Origin of the sequence: Priestia sp. YIM B13486 (genome assembly GCF_042787865.1) — a bacterium.
GTDB lineage: Bacteria > Bacillota > Bacilli > Bacillales > Bacillaceae_H > Priestia > Priestia megaterium.
On sequence record NZ_JBHZOZ010000023.1, the window covers coordinates 14,044 to 39,408 of the forward strand.

Sequence of the window (25,365 nt, forward strand, 5' to 3'; positions counted from 1 at the left end):
GCTTTTTTAAGTGAAAAAATTTTAGTTTACAAAATAATAAAAAGGGAATTGTATTTATTTATTGATGTGATAGGATAAAAAAGCATGTAAATGCATTCACTACGAATGAAAGCAGTGGACGGGTACATATAGATAATAATAAACGGTTTTGGGAGTCAAAGAAGGTGATGTTGAAGTGAATGTAAGCATCAGGTCAATCGTTAAAAAAGTCATGTTCATTCTATTTATTGCATATACAGCAGTGGTCATTTATGCTACTCTCATACGGGAAAACGAACATGTTTACGGAAAAGCAATGAACTTGGATTTATTTAGCACGATCCGTCTGATGTGGGACAGCGGGAATATAATGCTCACTCTGACAAATATACTGGGGAATATCGTGATGTTTGCGCCGCTTGGAATGTTTATTCCTTTGTTTATGAAGTGGTTTGACGGTTTTATTCAAGTGTTTACGACGGGTTTCTTAATCAGTTTTCTGATTGAAATTTTACAGTACAAGCTAACGGAACGAGTATTTGATATTGATGATATCTTTTTGAATACGCTAGGTACATTTATAGGCTGGGTTATTATTAAAATACTATATTGGGTCAAGAACGTGCTGAAAGCACGTTTCAAAAAAAGATAAAGAGATGGAGACATAACTGAATCAATAGCTAGAAAGCAGCTACAGATATGAAGTCTACGTTTACCATCACAATGAAAAGATCCGAACGATGAATCGTTCGGATCTTTCTTCAACTAAAATACTTTTGTCCTAGCCACTGCCTCTTGTTGATAGAAACACTTAATGCAGCGTCTTACGGAAGAATGTGAGGATTCAACGATAATGTGCTGACAATTTTGCTGAACAAATAATAACTTTCTTTCAAGCTGCTTAATTTGTTCTTTAAGCTGTTCTACTTCATTATTGATAGATATTTGAACCACTGTTAACAAACTCTTTAGCTTTTTCTTTCATTCCTTCTTTTCTTACTTCGTTTACATCTTTTTCATTTTCTTGAGCCATGTTACGAATATCTTGAGAAATACGCATCGAACAGAATTTAGGTCCACACATTGAACAGAAATGGGCTGTTTTAGCACCTTCAGCGGGAAGTGTTTCATCGTGATATTCTTTTGCGCGCTCTGGATCTAGTGACAGGTTAAATTGATCATTCCATCTAAATTCAAATCTTGCTTTAGACAGCGCGTTATCGCGTTTTTGTGCTCCTGGATGGCCTTTTGCTAGGTCAGCGGCATGCGCAGCAATTTTATAGGTGATAACGCCTTCTCGAACGTCTTCTTTATTTGGCAGACCTAAATGTTCTTTTGGGGTTACGTAGCAAAGCATAGCTGTCCCAAACCAGCCAATCATTGCAGCCCCGATACCTGATGTAATATGGTCATAGCCTGGAGCGATGTCGGTTGTAAGCGGTCCAAGAGTATAGAAGGGAGCTTCTTGGCATATTTCCATTTGTTTATCTACGTTTTCTTTGATGAGGTGCATAGGGACATGTCCAGGGCCTTCAATCATAACTTGAACATCGTGTTTCCAAGCAATTTTAGTTAATTCACCAAGCGTTTCTAATTCACCGAACTGTGCCTCATCATTAGCATCTGCAATGGAACCAGGACGCAGCCCATCGCCAAGCGAAATAGAAATATCGTATGCTTTACAGATTTCACAGATTTCTTCAAAGCGAGTATATAAAAAGTTCTCTTCATGATGAGCTAAACACCACTGCGCCAAGATGGATCCTCCGCGTGAAACAATACCTGTCGTACGTTTCGCTGTCAGAGGAATATAGCGTAAAAGAACACCTGCGTGAATAGTAAAGTAATCAACACCTTGCTCCGCTTGTTCAATTAATGTATCGCGATATGCTTCCCACGTTAGATCTTCTGCAACACCTTTTACTTTTTCAAGCGCTTGGTAAATAGGAACAGTCCCTACAGGAACAGGCGAGTTGCGGATAATCCATTCGCGCGTTGTGTGGATATCCTTTCCTGTTGATAAATCCATAATTGTATCGGCTCCCCAACGCGTTGCCCATGTCATTTTTTCTACTTCATCTTCAATAGCTGAACGAATAGCTGAATTTCCGATATTAGCATTGATTTTTACGTGGAATTTGCGGCCGATAATCATCGGTTCGCTCTCAGGGTGATTGATATTATTAGGGATAATGGCACGTCCTCTTGCTACTTCTTCACGCACGACTTCAGGATCCATCTGTTCACGAATAGCGATAAATTCCATTTCGGGCGTGATGATTCCTTTTTTCGCATAGTGCATTTGCGTTACATTTTGATTTTTTTTCGCGCGCAAAGGTAAACGATTAGTGATAAAGCGCTCGTACTGATCTCTTGGATCACCATCATAATAACCGTTATCCTGTGGCTGAACCGTACGGCCTTGATATGTTTCTACATCGTTTCGTTCTGCAATCCACTTTTCGCGCAGAGCCGGTAATCCTTTTTGTAAATTAATTTCATAACAGGGATCTGTATAAACACCACTCGTGTCGTATACACGTACGGGATTATTTTCTTCTTCCCCAAAAGATCCTGTAGTAGGAGACTGATGGATTTCACGCATAGGCACTTTAAGATCTTCTCTGGATCCTTGGACATATACTTTGTGACTGTTTGGAAAAGGCTTTTTCATAGAAACTGATACATTTTGTTTTGACATTACATATTCCTCCGGTTTCGCATAAAGTGTAGCTATACCGAACCATAAAAAAATCGGGTTCTGTGATAGACAGAACCCGATGGAATAGGCGAAAAAAGAATAAACATATACTATTCTTTTCAAGACTACTTCCCTCCGCTGGTATAACCCAAATCAGGTTCAAAGGGTTAAAGAGTTTTATAGCACTCTTCTCTCAGTCTGAGCTATCAGACACCCCTAGTAGAAATAACATTTAAATTATTCAATTTACGGCTTAAGTTTACCATCATTCGGTAAAAAATCAACCCTTAAATAAAAAAAGCTAGACAATCAACGTTGTCTAGCAGCATCGATTGCAATCACAATAGCTGTAATAATGTGCATAACAAACCCTAAAAATGGAATCCAAGCAACCAGTGAAGTAACAATCCCTAGTATGTTTCCATACGCAGATAACCCTCGTCTATTAGCTAAAATGAGTGTGATAGCATGAAGAATAAATCCAATAAAAAGAGGAGTATAACTAAAGCCCATAACAATCCCCGCGCCAATTAAAGGAATTCCCAGCAAGGCTTCATACCCAGCAGTGACCCATTTCATTGTACGTACATTTCCATTCATAGTAAAAAGCCTCCTAAAAAAGATACTACTATATACGAGAAAAGAGAGAAAAAAGTTTCAAATTACTTAGGGGATATGTCGTATAAGCAAGCACTAGTTGATTAAAATGATAGATGACAGTAAAGGGGATGGAAAAAACATAATGATTTAGTCATTTTTTCACACTAAAGAAAAATAGTCTAGATGATTCATTTTTAGCTAAGGACCCGGAATTTATACCGAACATAGCGACTGCTTTTTAAAACAAATAAAAGCTGATATCTTGTTTTTTGGTTATAGCATGTAAGGTTTTTATTACAAATTATTAAAGATTCTTATCTTTTTGCAAATACACATTGTATTTCATAGTTTTAACAATTATGATAAAAAAGCAAGTGTCAAAATAGGAAAATAGTTGAGCATGGAAAACGAAGCGATAAGCTTATTAATTTGAAAGAAAGGCAAGGTATATAGCTTTATGTGGGAAATTATTGTAGCAATCATTTTAGGGATTGTAGAAGGTTTAACAGAGTTTGCTCCTGTTTCGTCAACTGGGCATATGATTATTGTGGATGACCTGTGGTTAAATTCAAAAGAATTATTTTCATCTCCCGTAGCTAATACATTTAAAATTGTTATTCAGCTAGGGTCGATCTTAGCAGTAGTAGTTATTTTTAAAGATCGTTTCATTAATTTATTAGGATTGGGAAAAAAGCCAGCCGCTCCAATTGGACCGACAAATCGTTTGAATTTAATGCAAGTAATTGTTGGTCTGTTACCCGCAGGAGTGTTAGGTCTTTTGTTTGATGATTACATTGATGAACATTTGTTTTCTTTAAATACGGTGCTAATTGGCTTAGTAGTCGGAGCTGTATTAATGATTCTAGCAGATTTGTTTGGACCTAAACGTCCGCGTGTAGAGACGGTGGACCAAATGTCTTATGGACAAGCACTGGGTATAGGACTGTTTCAATGTATTGCTCTTTGGCCAGGTTTTTCTCGTTCAGGCTCAACGATTTCAGGAGGGGTTCTTCTTGGAATGAGCCATAAGGCAGCGGCAGATTTTACATTTATTATGGCAGTGCCAATCATGGCAGGAGCAAGTGGACTTTCATTGGTTAAAAACTGGCAGTATTTCACATCAGATGCACTACCGTTTTTTATTGCTGGTTTTATCAGCGCCTTTATTTTTGCGCTGGTGTCTATTCGCTTTTTCCTGAAATTAATTAATCGTATCAAATTAGTACCATTTGCACTATATCGAATTGTGTTAGCAGCTATTCTATATTTTGTATTTTTATAAAATAAACATGCGTGTTCTTTAGTCCCTTAAACTTCTAATAGAGACTCAAAGAGCAAGAAAAAGCTATTGCAACATTGCAATAGCTTTTTTGTATAAATATATATTATCGCCTTTTGAAAGCGTTTTATAAACATGGGTATTGACAAAACGTGTCGAAAAATAGTAAATTAATATTTGTGCAGTATAAAGTTAAGTAAAAGTAAGACTTCTGTTTAGTTTTATTGACTGTAAAAAACGTATGACAACGTATAGATCGTTTTAATTTTATAAAAACTGAATAATAAGCTTAATCGTATAGAGCGGGGGAATCATTATCGGCAGTAAAGCTGCCTTGGGGTGAATCCTTACAAAAGGTAGGAAACTCTCAATTCCGAATCCGACAGTTAACCCCGTTTGCTTTATTGAGAGAAAGAGCCCAAAATAGCGTAAGTAAAAGGCTGTTCTTTCTTAAGAATAGTCTTTTTTTGTTTTTTCAGAAAAGTATATACAAATGTCATACATCTTTGGGGAGGTACATCTATGAAAAAAATTCGTTTTGGTTTGGCTACGCAGATTTTTACCGGATTAATCCTCGGTGTTCTTGTAGGGGTAATTTGGTTTAACGATCCGCGTGTAGTAACATACCTACAGCCGCTAGGAGACCTATTTTTAAGATTAATTAAGATGATTGTTATTCCAATTGTTATCTCAAGCTTAGTCGTTGGAGTTGCAGGAGCAGGAAGCGGCAAACAGGTCGGAAAGCTCGGCGTTAAAACCATTCTCTATTTTGAAATTATTACGACTTTTGCAATTGTAATCGGTGTATTGGTTGCTAATATTTTTCATCCTGGGCAAGGTGTAGACATTCATTCAGCACAGAAGAGTGATATTTCACAATACGTTGAAACATCCGAACAGCAAGAAGGAAAGTCAGTGGCTGAAACTTTCTTACACATTGTTCCGACAAACTTTTTCCAGTCAATTGTTGAAGGAGACATGCTAGCAATTATCTTCTTTACAGTGTTATTTGCACTAGGAGTAGCGGCAATTGGGGAAAGAGGAAAGCCAGTTGTACAATTCTTCGACGGTGTTTCTCACGCAATGTTTCACGTGGTAAACCTTGTAATGAAAGTGGCGCCAATTGGTGTATTTGCTTTAATTGGTGTAACAGTTTCAAAATTCGGCTTAGATTCACTCCTTTCATTAGGAAAGCTTGTTATCTTAGTTTACTTAGCGTTAATTTTCTTCCTACTTGTTGTATTAGGAGGAATTGCGAAATGGGCAGGAATTAACATTTTCCACTTATTCCGCTATATGAAAGATGAACTGTTGTTAGCATACAGTACATCTAGCTCTGAGACAGTTCTTCCGCGAATTATGGAAAAACTTGAAAAGATGGGCTGTCCAAAAGCTATCGTATCGTTCGTTGTACCAATTGGTTATACATTTAACCTAGATGGTTCCGTTCTTTATCAAGCGATTGCAGCGTTATTCTTAGCGCAGGTGTATGGTATTGATTTAACGATCGTTCAACAGCTGACGCTCATTCTGGTATTGATGGTTACATCTAAAGGAATGGCTGCGGTGCCAGGAACATCATTTGTTGTATTACTGGCTACTCTTGGAACAATCGGCGTTCCGGCAGAAGGATTAGCCTTCATTGCTGGAGTAGACAGAATCATGGATATGGCACGTACGGTTGTTAACTTAGTAGGAAACACACTAGCAGCAATTGTGATGTCTAAATCTGAAGGCAAATTTGACCCTAAAAAAGGTACAGAGGTCATGAGAGCCGGCTAATTTATAAATTAAAAAGCTACTTATTCTATTCAAAAAATTAGAATAAGTAGCTTTTTTCATAATAATTCCTTTATTATTATGGAAATTGACCCTATAATATGTAACATCAGGTATAAATATATCCAAATTTTATTCTTACATAAAAGCAGTCACTGGTTCCTTTCTTTATCAATAAATATAGAGATAGCTTAGCTAGTTGGGGGATAGTAGAGTATGTGGAAAAAGCGAATATGGGTCATCGCCTCGATAGTAATCGTATGTTTGTTAATCCCTTACAGTTTACCGATTGTGTTTGCTTTATTAACAGCATTAGCGCTTGAGGGTATTGTTCAAAAATTGCATCAATCTTTTAAAATGAAGAGAGTCTACGCAGTGCTTATGACCTTCATTTTATATGTTGTTTCGCTCATACTTATTGGATTTTTTATTGTTCGGACAATCGTTACGCAAGTGGTTGCTCTTTCAAAGATAGCGCCTTCCTTTGTAAAAGAAATCTATGAAACCGCGATTTATCCAACTATTATTAAGTGGAAATACTATTCAAACGCTCTTCCTACAGAAGTGATTTCTTCTATCGAGCGCACGCTTGAAAAAACCGTAAATTCATTAGATTCTCTATTAAAAAGTACCGTGGAAATCATCATTAGCTTTGCTGCTACTGTTCCTGGGTTTCTACTAGAGTTTCTTATTTATTTAGTAGCGCTTGTATTTATCAGCCTTGAGCTGCCTGCTATTAAAAATAAAATTAAGTCATTTTTAACAGAAGAAACGAAATATAAGCTACAAGTTGTCATCACTCAGCTTATCCAAGCGGGGGTTGGTTTTATTAAGGCACAAATTATCTTAAGTGTCATGACGTTTGTAATGGCTTATGTAGGGCTTTGGTTATTAGATGTTCCGTATACCGCGCTGCTTAGTTTATTAATTGTAATTGTCGATATCTTACCAATCCTTGGGACGGGCTCGGTGCTCGTTCCATGGGGGATTTTTGCTCTTACGCAAGGGCATGACTCATTAGCAATCGGCTTATTTATTCTATTTGGAGTCATTACGGTAGTAAGACGTGTAGTAGAACCAAAAGTATTTTCTACAAATATGGGTATTTCACCTTTGGCTGCATTAGTTAGTTTGTACATTGGATTTAAACTTTTAGGCTTTGTCGGATTATTTTTAGGACCGGCTTTAGTTATTTTATACGATGCTCTTCGTAAAGTAGGTATTATTCAAATTAACTTTAAACTATAAAAGCGCTGGATAAAACTAGCGCTTTTTTTTATTGAAACTTTTGTAGTACGTAATACGTAAAGAGGGAAAGGAAAAAACTATGCCGCGTTGGTTTTTATCTATCAATCGGCTAAATTATAGTTTTGCAGTCTTAGATTTAATGACATGAGGAGGAGAATTTTTGTTAGAGTCGGTTTTACTTTCTTTAATTGAAGCGCTAAAACAGCTCTCTTATTTTGGCGTAATTCTAGCATTAACGTTTGAGTTTGTCCCGGCAGAGCTTGTTTTACCTTTAGTAGGGTATTGGGTGTACCAAGGTGATATGAACTTGTATCTGGCTATCCTTGCAGGTACAGTAGGCGGTGTTTGTGGACCGTTGACTCTTTATGCACTGGGACGTTACGGTGGACGACCGCTGATTTTAAAATATGGAAAATACTTTTTGGTGAAAGAAAAAGAAATTGACGCCGCCGATCGCTTTTTTAATAAGTACGGCAGCGGGGTTGCTTTTTTTGGACGCTTTATTCCAGGAGTGCGCACGGCTATCTCTTTTCCGTGCGGGATGGCAAAAATGAATGTATGGCTGTTTTCTATTTATACATTTGTGGCGATGCTTCCAGTAACGGCTATTTACGTATATTTAGGATATAAGTTAGGACCTAAGTGGAAAGAGGTGGGGCCGATTGTGTCTCAATATATGCAGCCTATTGGAATCGGAATTGTTGTTTTAATTGCACTGTTTTTTATCATTAAATATGTGCGGAATAAACAAGTAGGGCAGAGCTGATAAATCGAGGAAAAGAGTGAGGATATGTCAGAGTATGAGCAGTTAAGAGTAGAGTTACGAAAAATTGAAAAGTGGGAGAAAGACCAAAAAGGACTTTTTTTCTGGGAGCGGCTGGCTCGTTTGCCTTTTTCAGCTTTAGATAAAGTAACGCCAAAGTTCATTCATCAAAAAATAGAAAAATTATTAGATGAAATTGCTAAGTATGTTGATAATGGAGGCCAGTATTTAGCTAATACGTCTGCCACGCTAGAAAAAGCATCAGCACAATTACAAGAAAAGAAACAGCTTTCGATAGAGGATATTCAGCATTTATCTCTGCAAGAAATGGATGAATTGGCAGAGCATTTTATTGAAGTCCGAAAAAAGAATGCACAGCTTCAAGGAGCTACAACCGGTATAGGCGGGATTTTTACACTAGCTATTGATGTTCCTTTTGTATTAGGGCTTACACTTAAGACACTGCAAGAAGTGGCTGTTTCTTATGGTTACGACCCCACTGAGCAAGAGGAACGAATTTTCATGGTCAAATGCATGCAGTTTTCGTCTTCTGACATTGTAGGGAAACGTGCGATTTTAGAAGAATTAGCAAGCGGAAATCGAACGCAGAGCTTGCAGCAGCTGCAAGGGTGGAGAGAAGTGTTTCTAACCTACAGGGACAACTTGGGCTGGAAAAAGCTGTTCCAAATGATTCCTATAGCAGGAATGGTATTTGGAGCGTATATTAACAAACAAGCAATTAGCGATATAGGGGAAGTTGGAATGATGCTTTATCGTAAAAGACGTATTTTGGAAAAAGTCTCACAATCGCAAAAATAAAAAGAGACTGGTACGAAAGTATTTTAGTTGAAGAAAAATCCGAACGAGTTTGATTCTTGGTTGAGAATCAAATACGTTCGGATTTTTCCATTGGTATAGTAAATGTAGCTTTCATGTGTTAAGTCTATTTCCTTAATCAAAATGAAAAGTAGGAATGGTAATAGTATTTTTTCGTCTGGCAATCAGTAAATAAATAATTCCGATTATACTCCATACAATACCGATAAATAAGGATGTTTTTTCTAAGTTAAGCCACATAAAAAATAAAAATAAGCTGCCGAGTAAAGGCATAAGTACATATGAAATATATCCACTGAGAGATCGTTTGTTTTGTTGAATAAAATAATGGATAAAAACCGCTATGTTCACTGAACTGAACGCAATTAAAGCACCAAAATTAATTAAAGAGGTAGCTTTTTCAAGAGACAGACCTAGTGAAATTAAAGAGAGGCCACCAATAATCACTACGTTCCAAACAGGCGTCTTTGTTTTAGGGTGAATATAGCCAAAAATTCCCCGAGGCAGATAACCATCTTTCCCAATTGCATAGAGAAGTCTTGATGCACTCATATGTGAGACAAGTCCAGAAGCAATAGTTGAAGTCAAGGCCGCTGCTACAAAAATAGATTGAAAAAGCTGGCCACCAATTTTATAAGCGATCTCCGCTGATGCACCTTCTAAATCATGAAACAAAGAGGCTGAAGGGAAAAGAAGCTGCGCAGAGTAAGAAACCGTGATAAATAAGGCGCCTCCCGTACACGCAATAATAAGAATCCCTTTAGGAATGGTTTTCTCAGGCTTAAGTGTTTCTTCGGCCATAGTGGTTACAGCATCAAATCCTAAAAAAGAAAAGCATAAAATAGCTGCTCCGTTTAATAACAGAGATATAGAGGCCGATTCACTTATAAACGGTTTAAATGATAGCTCTTGGCCTTGAGTTGTAGCACTTAAAATAATAAAGATAATAGCGACTAAAATTTGAAAAGCAACTAATAGCGTACCAAAAGAAACGGTTAAATGAACGCTGAAAATATTTATTATGGTCATGATGACAACAAAGCTGATAATCCATACGGCCTTTGGAACACCTGGAAACAGAGAGCTTAGGTAAATATTTGTCAAAAGCGCATTAATCATTGGCAGAAATAGATAATCAAGAAGAGCCGTCCATCCTACCAAAAAACCAATGTTTGGATTCATTACTTGCTGTGCGTATGTATAAGAGGAACCAGCTCCGGGAAAAGCTTTTACCATCCTTCCGTAACTAATGGCTGTAAATAAAATAGCGATCAACGTGAATGCATAAGCGCCTGAAACATGTCCATCTGTTGATTCAGTTACAATGCCAAATGTATCAAAAACGGCCATAGGTGCCATGTAGCCTAACCCTATCACAACGATATGCCATAATTTTAGTTGTTTAAGAAGAGAAGGTTCATGATTCATATTTGTCATCCTTTCTGTGTATAATCATTCTGCATTATTTATTATTATACTATATTATTAAATTTGTCATCTTTTTTTGAAAAAGAAGAGAAAATTGCGGGCTAAGAGATAAAGAGCATTTAATTGATTACTAGATAAAGCAAAAAAATGCTTTTTTTCACTTTGATTTTTACCATTGAGTCTAGAAAGTATTTTACATAAAATGAAAGAAAGTAAAAAAGCTTCGTTTAGGTGATCTACTTGTAATAAATACGAAAATAAATTTTTGAATGCGGTTACATTTTTGTTGGTGTACAAAATTAAGAATGATGGTGAAGGAGATGAAGGAAGTGATTGCTACACCCTATATAAACTTGGAGATAAACAAGGAACCAGGTGTGCATGTCGTATTGGATGAAACAAAAAAAGATGGTGTTTACTTTATTAAATTAACGGTCAAGTCGGTTAAAAAAAGAATTCTTCCAAAAATGAAATTAAAATGGAGCGTTCCATTGTTAGATATCCAACTGTATAAATCTTTACAAACTAGTAAGGGCGATGTGAATGCCTCTTTTGTTCATTGTTTTATGAATAAGAATGGTTCTAACCGCTACACCATTGCATGTTCAGACATACGTCATCCTATTCTGTGTGCTCCTAATTGGAAAGACATGTGTTTAGATGTAGAAATGACCTTATTTAGTGAAAGCACTTGGTCTCTTCATAGCTATGAAACTGAACTGCGAGTAGACACAAGAATAGTTGAAACAGAAGAGTTATTCAAAGGTTTAGCGAAATGGTATGAGAGAAAAGAGATTAATCTAGCATCTGCTTTTGAGCATGCAACGGCAATAGATGAAAAAGGAAATGTCTCGTTAGATATTTGATGGTAAGGAGAGGAATAAAATGGGGATCTTATTTAATGAAGGTACAAAGGAATTTCACCTGCAGGGACGCGATGTAAGTTATATCTTTTCAGTGTTGAGAAACGGGCAGCTCGGTCACTTGTACTATGGAAAAAAGCTTAAGCACCGTTCATCTTTTCAGCATTTTTTACGTGTAGAAACAAGAGGAGCTAGCGCTTCGGTATATGAAGGAGAACTAGCATTTTCTCTTGAAACAATCAAACAAGAGTATCCTTCTTATGGAACAACAGACTTCAGAGAGCCAGCCTATCAACTTCTTCAGCAAAACGGAAGCCGAATCACAAATTTTGAATACGATAACCATAAAATTTACAAAGGCAAGAAGCCATTAAAAGGCTTACCTGCTACATATGTAGAAGAAGAGAGTGAAGCCACAAGTGTAGAAGTTGAACTGATTGATAAATTGCTCAATGCATCACTTATTTTAACGTATACCGTTTACGAAGACCGAAATATTATTACGCGTCACTCACGATTTGAGCATAGAGGAGAAGAACCAGTCGATATTTTGCGTATCATGAGCGGCAGCATTGATTTGCCTACATCAAATTATGAGATGGTTCAGCTTTCCGGTGCGTGGATTCGAGAAAGACACGTGAAAACACGAATGCTTCAGCCTGGTATTCAAAGTATTTCTAGTGCGAGAGGTACAAGCAGCAGTCAGCAAAACCCATTTTTAATTTTAAAAAATCCAGCTGCAACTGAACACAGTGGAGAAGCGTATGGTTTTAGTCTTGTATACAGCGGAAACTTTCTTGGACAAGTGGAAGTAGATCATTATAATGTATCAAGAATAACGATGGGAATTCATCCTTTTGATTTTCAGTGGCGACTAGAGAGTGGAGAAACTTTTCAATCACCAGAACTAGTACTGGCTTATTCAAATAGCGGTCTAAACGGACTTAGCCAAGAGTATCATGAGCTTTATCGCAAGCGTCTAGCTAGAGGAAAATGGCGGGATTTGGAGCGGCCAGTTTTAATTAATAACTGGGAAGCGACGTACTTTGATTTTAACGAAGAGAAAATTGTACATATTGCCAAAGAAGCACAAAAGCTGGGCGTTGAACTTTTCGTATTAGATGACGGCTGGTTTGGCAAGCGTAACGATGATACAACTTCTCTTGGAGACTGGTTTGTAGATAAAAATAAGCTTCCGGGCGGTATGAAGTCATTGGCTCAAAAAGTAACGGATTTAGGTATGGACTTTGGGTTATGGTTTGAACCCGAAATGATTTCAAAGCAAAGCGACTTGTATGAAAAGCATCCAGATTGGTTGATTCATGTGCCAAATCGTCATCAATCTCATGGACGAAATCAATATGTGCTTGATTTTTCAAGAGAAGAAGTAGTGAATTATATCTATGAACGAATGGAAGCTATTTTAAGTGAAGCACCTATCTCTTATATAAAATGGGATATGAATCGAAATATAACAGAGATTGGATCTGTTGGGCTGCCCGCGAACCGTCAGTTTGAAGTAGTACACCGCTATATTTTAGGTGTGTATGATTTGTATGAGCGACTAACAAAGAAGTTCCCGGATATTTTATTTGAATCATGTGCAAGCGGGGGAGCTAGATTTGATCCGGGAATGCTTTATTATGCTCCTCAAGCTTGGACGAGCGATAACACGGACGCGATTGAACGTCTAAAGATTCAGTACGGCACGTCTTTTGCCTATCCAATCAGTTCAATGGGAGCACACGTATCAGCCGTACCAAATCATCAAGTACGCAGAGTAACAAGTCTAGAAACAAGAGGAGACGTTGCGTATTTTGGCGCATTTGGTTATGAGTTAGATGTTACGCTGATGACAGAAGACGAAAAAGAAACGGTAAAAAACCAAATTCAGTATTATAAAAAACACCGATCCCTTATTCAAAATGGCACATTCTATCGATTAAAAAGTCCGTTTGAACAAGATGGAAATGTGACGAGCTGGATGGTTGTTTCATCCGATCAAAAACAGGCAATCATCGGTTATTATCAAGTATTAGCTAGACCAAATCCTTCTTATGAACGCATCGAGCTAAAAGGGCTTCATCCTGATTATGAATATACAGTGATGGAAACAGATCAAACAGCTTATGGAGATGAGCTCATGTACGCAGGAATTACTCTAACTCATGAGTATCCGGGTGTTGAAGCATACGATGAAAAATCTGGAGACTTTGTATCGGTTATTTACACACTGCAAGCGCAATAAGCAAAAAGCCACTTCTATATCATAGAAGTGGCTTTTTTGAGTTAACTATTAATCGTATATTGTTGACATAAAAGGAGAAGTAATGGTAACTTTTAGTTATAATTGTTAACTTTATATTTTTTTAGTTTACTAAAGTGGAGGGGAATCGATGGAAACCACAGGTTTAAGAGATTGGAAAGCACTTGCTCAGTCTATTATTAAAGGGAAAGAAATTACATATAATGAAGCGCTTCAACTTCTTCATGTACCGGATGAAGAAGTGTTAGAGGTCATGAATGCCGCGTACTTAATTCGTCATCATCATTATGGAAAAAAAGTAAAGCTCAATATGATTATTAATACTAAATCGGGTTTATGCCCAGAAGACTGTGGATATTGTTCGCAGTCGATTGTATCAGAAGCACCGATTGATAAGTATGCGTGGTTAACAAAGGAGAAAATTGTAGAAGGTGCTTTTGAAGCTCAAAAAAGAAAAGCAGGTACATATTGTATCGTGGCGTCAGGCCGCCGTCCTACTGATAAAGAAGTAGCGCACGTAGTGGGAGCGGTAAAAGAAATTCGTCAAAAGACAGACTTGAAAATCTGTGCCTGTCTAGGCTTTTTAACAGATGATCAAGCACACGAACTAGTCGAGGCGGGTGTTCATCGCTATAATCATAATTTAAATACTCACGCTGATAACTACGACAGTATTTGTTCTACGCATGGCTATGAAGATCGAGTCGATACGGTTACTACATCTAAAAAAGCAGGTTTGTCACCTTGTTCCGGTGCGATTTTTGGAATGGGCGAGACACATGAACAAGCCGTTGAATTAGCTTTTCAAATTAAAAAGTTAGATGCAGATTCTATTCCATGCAACTTTCTTGTTGCCGTTCCAGGAACGCCTCTAGAAGACAAAAAGGCGTTAAAGCCAATGCAATGCTTAAAGCTGTTAGCGATGATGCGTTTTGTAAATCCAACGAAAGAAATTCGAATTTCAGGAGGCAGAGAAGTCAATCTCAGATCGCTTCAGCCGCTTGGTTTGTTTGCTGCAAATTCAATTTTTGTAGGCGATTATTTAACGACTCAAGGTCAAGAACCTACAGCTGACTGGGGATTAATTGAAGATTTAGGATTTGAAATCGAAGAATGTGCACTGTGAAGTCGTTGAGAAATCAACGGCTTTTTTTATCTTCAGCAGATTTACAGGAACTATACGTTTACTTTACAAAACTCAACAGCTTCTTTATATTGCCTTCACAAATAACCATTATTATAAAACATGTGAACGACAAGTGAATAGTTACTAAGGTTATGAAATTGAGAAACCACAAAAAACAATAGGTCTATATAAACATCCTATGCGTTTTTTGTGGTTTTTTTATAAATGAAAGGAAGGAATCGTTTTGAATAAGGAAGCAGATTTCTTACAACAGCTTGGACAAGATCGTTTAATTGCATCCATTAAAAGTCCGAAAAATTTAGAGCGATTTTTAGAAACAGAGATCCAGGCCGCCTTTTTATTAACGGGCAATATTAGTGTGATTAAACGCTATGTAGATTTACTCAAACAGCATAATCGAATGGTTTTCTTACACATTGAAAAAATTCCGGGAATTAGCTATGACCGGGAAGGGCTTAAATTTCTCGCTAAGTTTGTAAAACCCACAGGGATCGTAACCACTAAAAGTTCACTCATTAATTACGCAAAACAGGAAGGGCTGGTTGCTATTCAGCGACTATTTTTAGTGGATACAGACGCAGTAGCACAAGGGTTAAAAACCGTTCAAAATATTAAACCGGATGCATTAGAACTAATGCCAGGATTGATTCCGGAGATGATAGAGAAAATCGTTAAAAAAATAAGTATCCCTATTATTACAGGTGGACTCATTCAAAATGAAAGCCATATCCAAGCTGCTTTAAAAGCAGGGGCTACGGCAGTTTCTACAGGGAAATCATGGCTATGGAAAAAATATGAATGAGCGAGAAAGGAGCGTTTTTAATGAAAAAAGTAGAGTTAGTTAACGTTGGAAAGTCATACGATCAAAAAACAAATGTCATTCAAGATATTAACGTCACAATTGAACCTGGAGAATTCTTCGTATTAGTAGGTCCTTCAGGATGCGGGAAAAGTACAATGCTGCGAATGATTGCCGGATTAGAAGAAGTCACGCAGGGAGAGTTGCTAATTGGAGATGTAAAAGCAAATAAACTGCTTCCAAGTCAGCGCGATTTGTCCATGGTGTTTCAAAACTATGCTTTATATCCGCATTTGACAGTAGAACAAAATATTCTTTTTGGTCTGCATACAAAGAAGATTTCAAAGCAAGAACAGCAAAAGCGCTGCAGGGAAGCAGCAGAAATGCTTGGTTTAAGTGAATATTTAAAGCGAAAGCCTAGACAGCTTTCGGGAGGACAGCGCCAGCGTGTAGCACTCGCACGTGCTATTGTTACTCATTCGCCTATTTGCCTGATGGATGAGCCGTTATCCAACTTGGATGCAAAGCTGCGAGCAAAAATGAGATCAGAAATTCGCCAGATTCAGCGTAAGTTAGGTATTACGATGATTTATGTCACGCACGATCAAACGGAAGCGATGACGATGGCGGATCGAATGATGATTTTAAATGGAGGTAATATTCAGCAGGTTGGGCGTCCCCTTGATATTTACAATGCACCGGCAAACACGTTCGTAGCGTCGTTTATAGGTTCTCCTCCTATGAACTTATCAAACGTTTCTATAGAAAATAACTTACTCGTTTTTGAAGATAGAAGAGCTATTTCTATGAGTACACCACACAGTAACTTTAGCGGTAAAAAGGAAGTTGTGGTTGGAGTAAGACCTGAGCATGTTCAGCTTGCGACAAACGATAACACCAGCTTTATTGTAGAGATAGATAATGTCGAAATTCTAGGAACAGAAACACTGCTTACATTTCATATGGGTGACAAGCAGTGGATGGCTAAGTGGAACGGTCAATGGAATATAAAAGTGGGAGAGCGCGTCCCTATTTTTATCGATCCAAAACATCTGTTTTTATTTGATAACGATACAGGTTCATGCTTGCACTATGAACCATCAACGGAAGATTTAACTGTAAAGGGGGCATTTGTATGAGTGCTGTTACCAAAACAGCAAACTCGCCTGTTTCTGTTTCATCCAATCCACAAGAAAAGAAGTCAATGCCTAACCTATTGGTAGGATTATCTTACTTGCTGCCATCATTATTATTATTTGGTGTATTTCTTTTCTACCCAATGATTAAGACGTTATATTTAAGTCTTTTTATTACAGATACACAGGGAAATCCCTTGAAATTTGTAGGGCTACAAAATTTCTTTTATCTATTTACAGATCCAAACTTTTTACAAAGTATGAAAGCCACTTTTTTATTTGTACTCTACACGGTGCCTATAGGTTTAATTATTGCCTTATTCCTAGCGCTAATCGCAAATGAAAAGCTCAAAGGAATTGGTTTTTTCAGAACGATGTTTTCATCTACGATGGGAATGAGCGTAGCGGCTTCTTCTGTAATTTGGATGTTTATGTATAACCCGACAATCGGTGTTATCAATAAAGTATTAAATCTTGTAGGAATTCATGATGTGCAGTGGTTATTAGACCCTAAGTATGCGCTGATTGCTGTGTCTATCTCTACGATTTGGATGAACATTGGTTTTACCTTTTTAATCTTACTTGGCGGGTTACAAAATATTGATGAAAAGCTGTATGAAAATGCGCGTATTGCTGGAGTTAGCTATTGGTATCAGCTACGTAAAATTACGCTTCCGATGCTTTCGCCAACGCTGTTTTTTATCATTACCGTTTCGTTTATTAACGCGTTTCAAACGTTTGGACAAATTGACATTTTAACAAAAGGCGGACCTACAGATTCGACAAATGTCATTGTTTATTCAATCTACAAAGATGCATTTGTAAACTATAATGTTGGCTCTGCAAGTGCTCAAGCTACAATTTTGTTTTTCTGTATTCTACTGGTTACGGCTCTTCAATTTAAGCTTGGAGAAAGGAAGGTACATTATCAATGAGCATCACGAGAAAATGGACAACTTACTTGCTACTCATTGCAGCTACTTTAGTATTGATGTTTCCTATCCTATACGCTTTTTCCATTAGTTTTATGAGTGGAGCGGAAGTGTTAGAAGGGAAGATTTGGCCGTCATCTTTTTCATTTGAAAACTATCGGGATGCTTTTGAAAAAGTTCCGCTGCTTCATTATTTAATTAACAGTTTTGCTGTATCTATTTTTGTTATGGCCGGGCAGCTGTTAGTTTCAAGTTTGGCAGCTTTTGCATTTGTATTTATTAAATTTAAAGGAAGAGATACTATCTTCTTTCTCTTTATTTCTACGATGATGATTCCATGGGAAGCAACGATGGTTCCTAACTTTTTAACAGCGCAAAAGCTAGGGTGGATTAATAATTATTTAGGATTAACAATTCCTTTTTTTGCTTTAGCGTTTGGGACATTTTTGTTGCGTCAGCAGTTTAAAACCATTCCGAATGAGTTATATGAAGCTTCTCAAGTTGCAGGGATCAGCCGCTTTCGTTTCTTTTGGAACGTCGTGCTCCCTGTGTCTAAAACAAGTCTAGTTACGCTTGGTGTATATAGCTTTTTAACAACATGGAATATGTATTTATGGCCACTATTAGTGACAAATACAGAGGATGTTCGTACCGTTCAGATTGGTTTAAAACAAATGCAAACGCAGGAGATTTCAACTGATTGGGGAGTGGTTATGGCCGCTGTCGTGGTTGTTATTATACCGACATTATTACTATTATTCCTAGGTCAAAAACGTCTTCAAAAAGGATTAACCCAAGGTGCAATTAAATAGGAGAGTGAATGTGATGAAAAAGATATTGGCTATCGTAACGGCATGCTTGCTAGTCATTCTAGGCGCTTGCTCAAACTCAACTGGTTCTTCGGAAGCGCAAGAAACAAAAAAAACAGCATCAGGTAAAACAGAAGTCGTTTTTTGGCACGCCATGAGCGGTGACCTTGAAAAATCACTCAATAAAATAGTCGATGAGTACAATAAATCTCAGGATAAAGTTGAAGTAAAGCCCGTTTTCCAAGGAACGTATGAGGAAGCACAAACAAAATTTAATACGGTAGCAGGAACTAAAGATGCACCTGCTATCATGCAAACGTTCGAAGTAGGAACGAAATTCATGATAGACAGTGGTAAGGTTCAGCCTGTTCAAAAATTTATTGATGAAGACCACTACGATACTTCACAGTGGGAGAAAAACATTTCAAGCTATTACCAAGTAGATGGAAAGCAATATTCAATGCCGTTCAACTCTTCAACACCGGTTCTTGTTTACAACAAAGATGCCTTTAAAAAAACAGGGTTAGATCCTGAAAACCCACCAAAAACGTATGATGAATTAAAGGCAGCTGCAAAGAAATTAACAGAGAAACAAGGAAATAAAACATCACAATACGGTTTTTCAATTCTAAATTACGGATGGTTCTTTGAAGAGCTAGTTGCTTCTCAAGGCGGTTTGTATGTAGATCACGAAAACGGTCGTAAAGGGGATGCCGAGAAGGCAGTATTTAATGGAAAAGAAGGACAAAACGCATTTAATTTAATCAATGACATGTACAAAGAAGGTACCTTCTACAATGTAGGGCAAAACTGGGACGATATGCGCGCAGCATTTCAATCTAAAAAAATTGCAATGTTTTTAGATTCATCAGCAGGTATTAAAACATTAGTAGATAATGCTCCATTTGAAGTAGGCGTATCAGATCTTCCTGTGCCAAAGGAAGAGGATCGCCAAGGAGTAGCTATCGGGGGAGCATCTTTATGGATGTCTAAAGGAATTAGTGATGAAACATCTAAAGCGGCGTGGGACTTCATGAAATATTTAGCAACACCAGAAGTTCAGGCAAAATGGCACGTGGAAAGTGGCTATTTTGCGGTTAATCCTAAAGCATATGATCAAGAAATTGTAAAGAAAGAATGGGAAAAATATCCTCAACTAAAAGTGACGGTTGATCAGCTTCATAAAACTAAATCAACTCCGGCAACACAAGGCGCTTTAATTTCGGTATTTCCGGAATCACGTCAAAAGGTAGTAACAGGAATGGAAAGCCTGTACCAGGGAGTAAAGCCGAAACAAGCACTTGATCAAGCAGCAAAAGAAACAAATAGAGCATTAGAAGTAGCCAATCAAAAATAACGTATGATTACGAAGCTCGTCTTTCAAGTTATTTTGAGGACGAGCTTTTTATTTAGTGAATGACTAGTTAGGAGAGACAGAGGACAATGAATAATTCAATTGATCTTTATGCGCATCGCGGCTTTAGCGGACGATATCCTGAAAATACAATGATTGCATTTGAAGAAGCTAGAAAAATGCGAGTTTCAGGTATTGAATTGGATGTACAACTAACCAAAGATGGGGAAATAGTAGTGATTCACGATGAACGAATTGACAGAACGACGAATGGAATGGGATACGTTCAAGAATTTTCGTATAAACAGCTGCGGTTATTCGATGCTGGAAGCTGGTATGATTCTCGTTTTTCTAAACAATCGATTCCCACGTTAATAGAAGTGTTTGAGTGGATGATGGACAAAAAGACAGAAATGACCGTGAACATTGAATTAAAAAATGACCAAATTTACTATCCAAAACTTGAGGAAAAAGTTCTTCGTCTAATCGATGAGTTTGATTTAGAAGATCAAGTTATTTTGTCATCTTTTAACTATGATAGCTTGGCTAAAGTGAGATCTCTCCATTCATATATATCAACAGGTTTTTTATTTGAAGGGGTGAGTGAAGATGCGATTGGAAAAGCAAAATCAATAGGAGCGCACCTACACTGTGACATGTCTTTTGCTCTTTCTTCGTACGGGAAAAAAGCAAAGCAAGAAGGATTAGACTTGCGGGTATATACGATTAATGAAATGGATGACTTCTTGAAGCTTCAGCAGGCTTCAGTAGAAGTCGTGATGACAGATTATCCTAATCGCTTTTCCTCTAAGGTGTTCAAAGGATGACATAGAAAGAAGCCGAGACAAAAATATTTGAACCAAAATGAAAAACGAACCATTGATCAAAGTGCTTGATTAGCGGTTCGTTTTTTTTGTTATGGTAAACGTAGGTTTCATGTGTGTAGGTCTTTCTAGCAGTTGATTAAAGGACAAAGCGAAGACTCCTGCGGGAAAAGCGGAACAGGTGAGACCCCGCAGGAGTCTTCGCCTTGCATGGAAATCAACTGCGGTGTAACAAGCGGTTCAGTTCATGTATCCCATTTGTTCGTCTTTAGGTTTTAAGTTCGTTATGTCGCACTCTCTTTTTATACAAAAAATATTTTTCTATTCTGAATAGTATAAAATTTATATTGTGAAATTGTTCTATAGATGATATATTGAGAATAGATTATAATGTTCCTTATGAAAGCGAATACATGTTGCGTAGCTCCGCAAACGTTCATTTGCCGGTCCCTAGCATCGTCTGTTATCTCTTTTAGGAGGAATAAAAAATCATGTATGATCAAGATACTATCTATATTATTGGAGATGCCAAAGCTCCTCAAAGCAATCCGATTACTAAAAAGTTCAATCAGTATTTTTTAGGATTGGTAGTTGATAAAACAAATGGAAAAATTATTGATGTGGAATGCTCAGCGACGATTGAGTTAACCGTTCGATTTGTTCAATCAATTTTTATTGGACGCCACATAAGTGATCCCACCCTTATAGACGACATTAACAGCCGCTACTTCGGGTCTTCCCAAAAAGCGCTGGTGGTAGCGTTTCATGATGCACAGAAAAAATATCAGCAAATAACAGCTGCTTTGTCTACATAGACCTAGACGAAATCCAGCCTGACGTTTTCAAACGTTGGGCTGGATTTTGTTTTGTATAAAAACATTTTCGGGGAGATGAAGGGGGAAGAATAAATGATTCAAGATGGATTTATGTATGTGAGTGTGTTAACTGCCTTTGCTGCGCTCATGGTAGGGATTGAAAAAAGATTTAAAGCCAATCGATTTTTTAAATTTATTCCGGGTATTGTACTTATTTATATAGGAGCTGCTCTTATGCAAACGGCAGGGGTATTTGGGGATAGCGAATCAAATGTCGCCATGTATACGGGCGTTAAAAATGCACTGCTTCCGGCCATGCTGATGCTTATGCTGTTAAAGTGTGATGTTCGAAGTGTAATTAAACTTGGTCCAAGAATGCTGGGAGGATTCATCGTTGCGGTTTTTAGCATAATGGTAGGTTTTATCCTCGTCTATGCCATCTTTAAGAATTTCTATGTAGAGGACACGTGGAAAGCTTTTGGTGCTTTATCAGGAAGTTGGACCGGAGGATCAGCTAACATGGTTGCTCTCCAAGGGATTTTGGATGTTCCAGAAAATATATTTGGCTACGCTCTTATGATGGATACGATTAACTATGCTGTATGGGTTATGTTTATGTTTTGGCTTGTACCATTTGCATCTAAATTTAATAAATGGACAAAAGCAGACGTCAGCTTTATTGAGAATAGTATAGATGAAGTCGCAGCAACTTCTGAAAGCGAAAAAGAAGGCCCGCAGTTTCAGCATCTTCTTTATTTACTTGGTCTAGGTTTGTTCGTTTCGGCATTTTCTACATTTATCGGAGGGCGTTTGCCTGAAGTGGGAGCGGTTATTAATGCAACGAGCTGGACGATTATGATTGCTTCTGTGGTTGGTCTAGTGCTTGCTGTAACCCCAGCGGCAAAAATTCCAGGTACGCTCGATGTATCAAACGTTATGTTATACATCGTTGTAGCGTTAATTGCTTCTCAATCAGATTTTTCAAATTTAGCTCAGGCTCCTATTTACTTAGTATCTGGTTTTCTTATTATGTTCGTGCACTTAGTGATCATGCTGTTGCTAGCTAAACTATTTAAATATGATTTATTTACGCTCGGAGTAGCAAGTTTAGCTAATATTGGTGGAATGGCGTCTGCTCCAATGCTTGCGGCTGCCTATAACCGTGCACTGATTCCGGTAGGAGTCATTATGGCTCTAATGGGTTCCTTCTTAGGTACTTATTTTGGTATGATGGTCGCCAAAATTTTAGGAGCGATCTAAGAATAAACCAAAAATACGTATGAAAGAATATTTGTGCTGAATCGAAAGGAAGCGATTGAAATGATAATTAAAGACATAACTGTAAAGCATCAAACCGTTCCACTGCTCGTTCCGTTTAAAACAGCGCTTCGAACAGCAACAGAGATAGACAGCATAAGTGTAGAGATTCAATTAGAAAACGGAATAAAAGGAAAAGGAGCGGCTTCGCCAACATATGTTATTACAGGCGATTCTTTAGAAGGCATCCAAGCTGCACTTCAAGGACCTATTAAACTAGCGCTAATAGGAGAGGATATACGTCAGTTTCAAAAACTCTTAAAAAAAATTCAAAGCTGCTGTATTCACAATTCAAGTGCTAAAGCAGCTGCTGATATCGCTTTGCATGATGCTTATACAAAGTTTCTTAACATTCCTTTATATGCTTTCTTGGGCGATAAGCAGCCTATCTCTACATGTATGACGATAAGTGTTGATACACCTGAAAAAATGGCTGAAGACGCACAAAAAAGTGCAGCGGACGGATTTGACATTTTAAAAGTAAAGGTAGGTTCAATTCCTGAGCTAGACCTTGAGCGTATTAAACATATTCGATCTGTCATTCCGGATCATGTAAAACTTCGGTTGGATGCAAATCAAGGATGGACTCCAAAACAAGCAGTGCAATTAATTAATAAAATGGAAACTCTCAACTTTGGTATTGAATTGGTAGAACAACCTGTCCCTGCTCATGATTGGGAAGGGTTAAAGTTTGTGACTGAACGAGTAAACGTACCCATTATGGCAGATGAGAGTCTATTTTCTGCCAAAGATGCATTAAGGCTTGTAAGCGGGCGGTACGTGGATCTTTTGAATATTAAGCTAATGAAGTGCGGAGGAATTAATGAAGCAAGAAAAATCGCAAGTATTGCTGAGGCGAACGGTGTTGCATGTATGATTGGAAGCATGATGGAACCATCACTTTCCGTGGGAGCAGCTGCTCATCTGGCAGCCGCTCATCCGAATATCACGTATTTTGATCTAGATGCTCCTCTTTGGCTTTCAACTGAACTGGATGTGTTAAAGTACAGCGGTCAAGAGGTTTTCTTATCAGATCTTCCTGGAATAGGAGAAATCACCGTTCCTATCTCAAAATAAAAGGATAGTAATATAGTAGAAGGAGAGAGACGATGAATATAAAACGTTGGCTTTTAACGGCAACAACAGTTATTTTAGCTACATTTGGGGTTAGTGCAGTTCCTTCTGTTCATGCTTCTGAAGAAAAAGAAACTGCTTATATAGATGTCGCAGCAGCTACTCTGTGGACAGCACCAGACATCTTGCGGGAAGTGGACGCTCCGTCAGCTACTAATCCTGTAGATATGAGAAAGTGGACCACATCGATGAATTTGAAACAGAAGCAGCAGTTATCTAGCGATGGGATGCTTGAGACACAAGCGTTATATGGAAACAAAGTAACGATTTTAGACGAACAAGGAGACTGGGTCAAAGTAGCTGTAGACGGACAGCCTACTTCTCGAAATGAATTAGGGTATCCCGGATGGATGCCTACTAAACAATTAACCTATAGCAAAAGGTACGAACAGTATGCAAAGAAGCCTTTTGTAATGGTGACGGCTCCGACTACTTATCTATATCATTCGCCTTCTTTGAAAAAGAAAGGTATTGAAGTTAGCTATAATACACGCTTACCTCTTTTGGCAAAATCAAAGAGTGCATATAAAGTATTAAAACCAAATGGAAAGACAGCATGGATTTCTACAAAAGCAGGAAAAATCTACGCGTCTCAAAAAGATATTCCTGTACCAACTGGCACGGAGCTTGTTGAAAGTGGAAAGGCATTCTTAAATCTTCCATATTTATGGGCTGGCATGAGTGGTTTTGGATTTGACTGCTCTGGATTTACGTTTACGATGTACCAATCCCATGGTATTACGATTCCACGTGACTCAGGGCCACAGTCTAGAGCAGGGCAACCAGTAGATATGAACAACCTTCAACCTGGAGACTTATTGTTTTTTGCCTATAACCAAGGAAAAGGAAGCGTCCACCATGTAGCAATGTATGCGGGAGATGGCATGATGATTCATTCGCCGAACTCCGAGCGGACAGTAGAGATTATTCCTTTAAACACGAAGGGATATATTGAAGAGTATGCAGGTGCACGTCGTTATTTACCTTGATCAGTAAGATAAGAAAGAAGCTCTTTTTGTGAAGGGCTTCTTTTTTAATATAGAGTATAGATAAAAATTAGAAAATTTAGTTTATTTACGTTTAACTACTTCTCAGTAAGGGAAGTAGTTAAACAAGAGAAAAAAACATTTTTCTTCTTGAAACATATTGACTTTATATGAAAATCGTTATATTATTATAAAGCGTCGTTGAGACATACTTGTAACAACGAAGCTGAAAAAAGAATTTTAAAAAGTTGTTGACATTACGTTGATAACTTGATAAGATAATAAAGTCGCCTAAGAGCGGCGGTTGAACTTTGAAAACTGAACAAAGCGACAAACGTCAACGTTAAATTTTATTTTTTAATTGAGCAA

The 25,365-nt window shown here is 37.7% G+C and carries 23 protein-coding genes and 2 riboswitches; of the genes, 20 read left to right on the top strand and 3 right to left on the bottom strand.

Annotated features, from left to right (window positions below; all coding sequences use genetic code 11):
* The first annotated feature begins 175 nt into the window (after positions 1 to 175).
* Positions 176 to 631: a VanZ family protein gene (locus ACFX4G_RS27565; protein WP_228459479.1), complete on the top strand. Its 456-nt coding sequence runs from the start codon at positions 176 to 178 to the stop codon at positions 629 to 631.
* Between the two features lie 279 nt (positions 632 to 910).
* On the opposite strand, the gene thiC is transcribed toward ACFX4G_RS27565, so the two are convergent.
* Positions 911 to 2,680 carry a phosphomethylpyrimidine synthase ThiC gene (gene thiC, locus ACFX4G_RS27570; protein WP_043978116.1) on the bottom strand — a complete coding sequence of 590 codons (1,770 nt, stop codon included), beginning with the start codon at positions 2,678 to 2,680 and terminating at the stop codon, positions 911 to 913.
* A 113-nt stretch (positions 2,681 to 2,793) separates the two neighbouring features.
* A riboswitch (TPP riboswitch) is annotated at positions 2,794 to 2,908 on the bottom strand.
* Positions 2,909 to 2,989: 81 nt separating this feature from the next.
* Positions 2,990 to 3,280, bottom strand: coding sequence for a hypothetical protein (locus tag ACFX4G_RS27575; protein ID WP_043978114.1), 291 nt, complete (start codon positions 3,278 to 3,280; stop codon positions 2,990 to 2,992).
* Positions 3,281 to 3,737: 457 nt separating this feature from the next.
* On the opposite strand from ACFX4G_RS27575, the gene ACFX4G_RS27580 reads away from it, so the two are divergent.
* From ACFX4G_RS27580 to ACFX4G_RS27600, 5 genes are all read left to right on the top strand, one after another.
* Positions 3,738 to 4,562 carry an undecaprenyl-diphosphate phosphatase gene (locus ACFX4G_RS27580; RefSeq protein WP_013055186.1) on the top strand — a complete coding sequence of 275 codons (825 nt, stop codon included), beginning with the start codon at positions 3,738 to 3,740 and terminating at the stop codon, positions 4,560 to 4,562.
* 273 nt (positions 4,563 to 4,835) lie between these two features.
* Positions 4,836 to 4,975, top strand: a riboswitch (cyclic di-AMP (ydaO/yuaA leader).
* A gap of 106 nt (positions 4,976 to 5,081) precedes the next feature.
* Entirely contained in the window at positions 5,082 to 6,341 is a 1,260-nt protein-coding gene (locus ACFX4G_RS27585; protein WP_377578261.1) for a glutamate/proton symporter GltT, read from the top strand.
* Between the two features lie 213 nt (positions 6,342 to 6,554).
* Positions 6,555 to 7,586: a sporulation integral membrane protein YtvI gene (gene ytvI / locus ACFX4G_RS27590; RefSeq protein ID WP_013055188.1), complete on the top strand. Its 1,032-nt coding sequence runs from the start codon at positions 6,555 to 6,557 to the stop codon at positions 7,584 to 7,586.
* A 160-nt stretch (positions 7,587 to 7,746) separates the two neighbouring features.
* On the top strand, positions 7,747 to 8,352 hold the full coding sequence (locus ACFX4G_RS27595; RefSeq protein ID WP_377578264.1) for a DedA family protein: 606 nt from the start codon (positions 7,747 to 7,749) through the stop codon (positions 8,350 to 8,352).
* Between the two features lie 24 nt (positions 8,353 to 8,376).
* The gene (locus ACFX4G_RS27600; protein ID WP_114897227.1) at positions 8,377 to 9,168 is read left to right on the top strand and encodes an EcsC family protein; all 792 of its coding nucleotides are present in this window, start codon (positions 8,377 to 8,379) and stop codon (positions 9,166 to 9,168) included.
* 132 nt (positions 9,169 to 9,300) lie between these two features.
* Here the strand turns inward: ACFX4G_RS27600 and ACFX4G_RS27605 are convergent, their stop codons facing one another.
* Positions 9,301 to 10,614, bottom strand: coding sequence for an APC family permease (locus tag ACFX4G_RS27605; RefSeq protein WP_377578267.1), 1,314 nt, complete (start codon positions 10,612 to 10,614; stop codon positions 9,301 to 9,303).
* A 320-nt stretch (positions 10,615 to 10,934) separates the two neighbouring features.
* Here ACFX4G_RS27605 and ACFX4G_RS27610 point away from each other — a divergent pair, with 320 nt between their 5' ends.
* The 14 genes from ACFX4G_RS27610 to ACFX4G_RS27675 all read left to right on the top strand — a co-directional run bounded on the left by ACFX4G_RS27610 (position 10,935) and on the right by ACFX4G_RS27675 (position 24,999).
* Entirely contained in the window at positions 10,935 to 11,480 is a 546-nt protein-coding gene (locus ACFX4G_RS27610) for a hypothetical protein (RefSeq protein ID WP_241771343.1), read from the top strand.
* Positions 11,481 to 11,499: 19 nt separating this feature from the next.
* Entirely contained in the window at positions 11,500 to 13,725 is a 2,226-nt protein-coding gene (locus ACFX4G_RS27615) for an alpha-galactosidase (protein WP_377578270.1), read from the top strand.
* A 148-nt stretch (positions 13,726 to 13,873) separates the two neighbouring features.
* Positions 13,874 to 14,869: a biotin synthase BioB gene (bioB, locus tag ACFX4G_RS27620; RefSeq protein WP_043978101.1), complete on the top strand. Its 996-nt coding sequence runs from the start codon at positions 13,874 to 13,876 to the stop codon at positions 14,867 to 14,869.
* 244 nt (positions 14,870 to 15,113) lie between these two features.
* Complete coding sequence (locus ACFX4G_RS27625) at positions 15,114 to 15,692, top strand: glycerol-3-phosphate responsive antiterminator (protein WP_043978098.1); 579 nt, start codon at positions 15,114 to 15,116, stop codon at positions 15,690 to 15,692.
* A gap of 20 nt (positions 15,693 to 15,712) precedes the next feature.
* Positions 15,713 to 16,828: a sn-glycerol-3-phosphate ABC transporter ATP-binding protein UgpC gene (locus tag ACFX4G_RS27630; protein ID WP_162215199.1), complete on the top strand. Its 1,116-nt coding sequence runs from the start codon at positions 15,713 to 15,715 to the stop codon at positions 16,826 to 16,828.
* Complete coding sequence (locus ACFX4G_RS27635; RefSeq protein WP_028412674.1) at positions 16,825 to 17,760, top strand: carbohydrate ABC transporter permease; 936 nt, start codon at positions 16,825 to 16,827, stop codon at positions 17,758 to 17,760. Before ACFX4G_RS27630 ends, ACFX4G_RS27635 begins: the two co-directional genes overlap by 4 nt.
* Positions 17,757 to 18,569, top strand: coding sequence for a carbohydrate ABC transporter permease (locus tag ACFX4G_RS27640; protein ID WP_043978093.1), 813 nt, complete (start codon positions 17,757 to 17,759; stop codon positions 18,567 to 18,569). The genes ACFX4G_RS27635 and ACFX4G_RS27640 overlap by 4 nt, the downstream gene beginning before the upstream one ends.
* 13 nt (positions 18,570 to 18,582) lie before the next feature.
* Complete coding sequence (locus ACFX4G_RS27645; RefSeq protein ID WP_377578273.1) at positions 18,583 to 19,923, top strand: ABC transporter substrate-binding protein; 1,341 nt, start codon at positions 18,583 to 18,585, stop codon at positions 19,921 to 19,923.
* An 86-nt stretch (positions 19,924 to 20,009) separates the two neighbouring features.
* The gene (locus ACFX4G_RS27650; RefSeq protein ID WP_377578276.1) at positions 20,010 to 20,747 is read left to right on the top strand and encodes a glycerophosphodiester phosphodiesterase; all 738 of its coding nucleotides are present in this window, start codon (positions 20,010 to 20,012) and stop codon (positions 20,745 to 20,747) included.
* Between the two features lie 132 nt (positions 20,748 to 20,879).
* Entirely contained in the window at positions 20,880 to 21,023 is a 144-nt protein-coding gene (locus tag ACFX4G_RS27655; protein WP_377578279.1) for a hypothetical protein, read from the top strand.
* Between the two features lie 212 nt (positions 21,024 to 21,235).
* Entirely contained in the window at positions 21,236 to 21,559 is a 324-nt protein-coding gene (locus tag ACFX4G_RS27660) for a DUF3870 domain-containing protein (RefSeq protein WP_028412670.1), read from the top strand.
* Positions 21,560 to 21,652: 93 nt separating this feature from the next.
* Positions 21,653 to 22,819 carry a DUF819 family protein gene (locus tag ACFX4G_RS27665; RefSeq protein ID WP_043978081.1) on the top strand — a complete coding sequence of 389 codons (1,167 nt, stop codon included), beginning with the start codon at positions 21,653 to 21,655 and terminating at the stop codon, positions 22,817 to 22,819.
* Between the two features lie 60 nt (positions 22,820 to 22,879).
* A complete protein-coding gene (locus ACFX4G_RS27670; RefSeq protein ID WP_025753225.1) occupies positions 22,880 to 23,953 on the top strand; it encodes a dipeptide epimerase in 1,074 nt (357 codons plus the stop codon).
* A 32-nt stretch (positions 23,954 to 23,985) separates the two neighbouring features.
* Positions 23,986 to 24,999 carry a C40 family peptidase gene (locus ACFX4G_RS27675; RefSeq protein WP_230185431.1) on the top strand — a complete coding sequence of 338 codons (1,014 nt, stop codon included), beginning with the start codon at positions 23,986 to 23,988 and terminating at the stop codon, positions 24,997 to 24,999.
* The last annotated feature ends 366 nt before the right edge of the window (positions 25,000 to 25,365 follow it).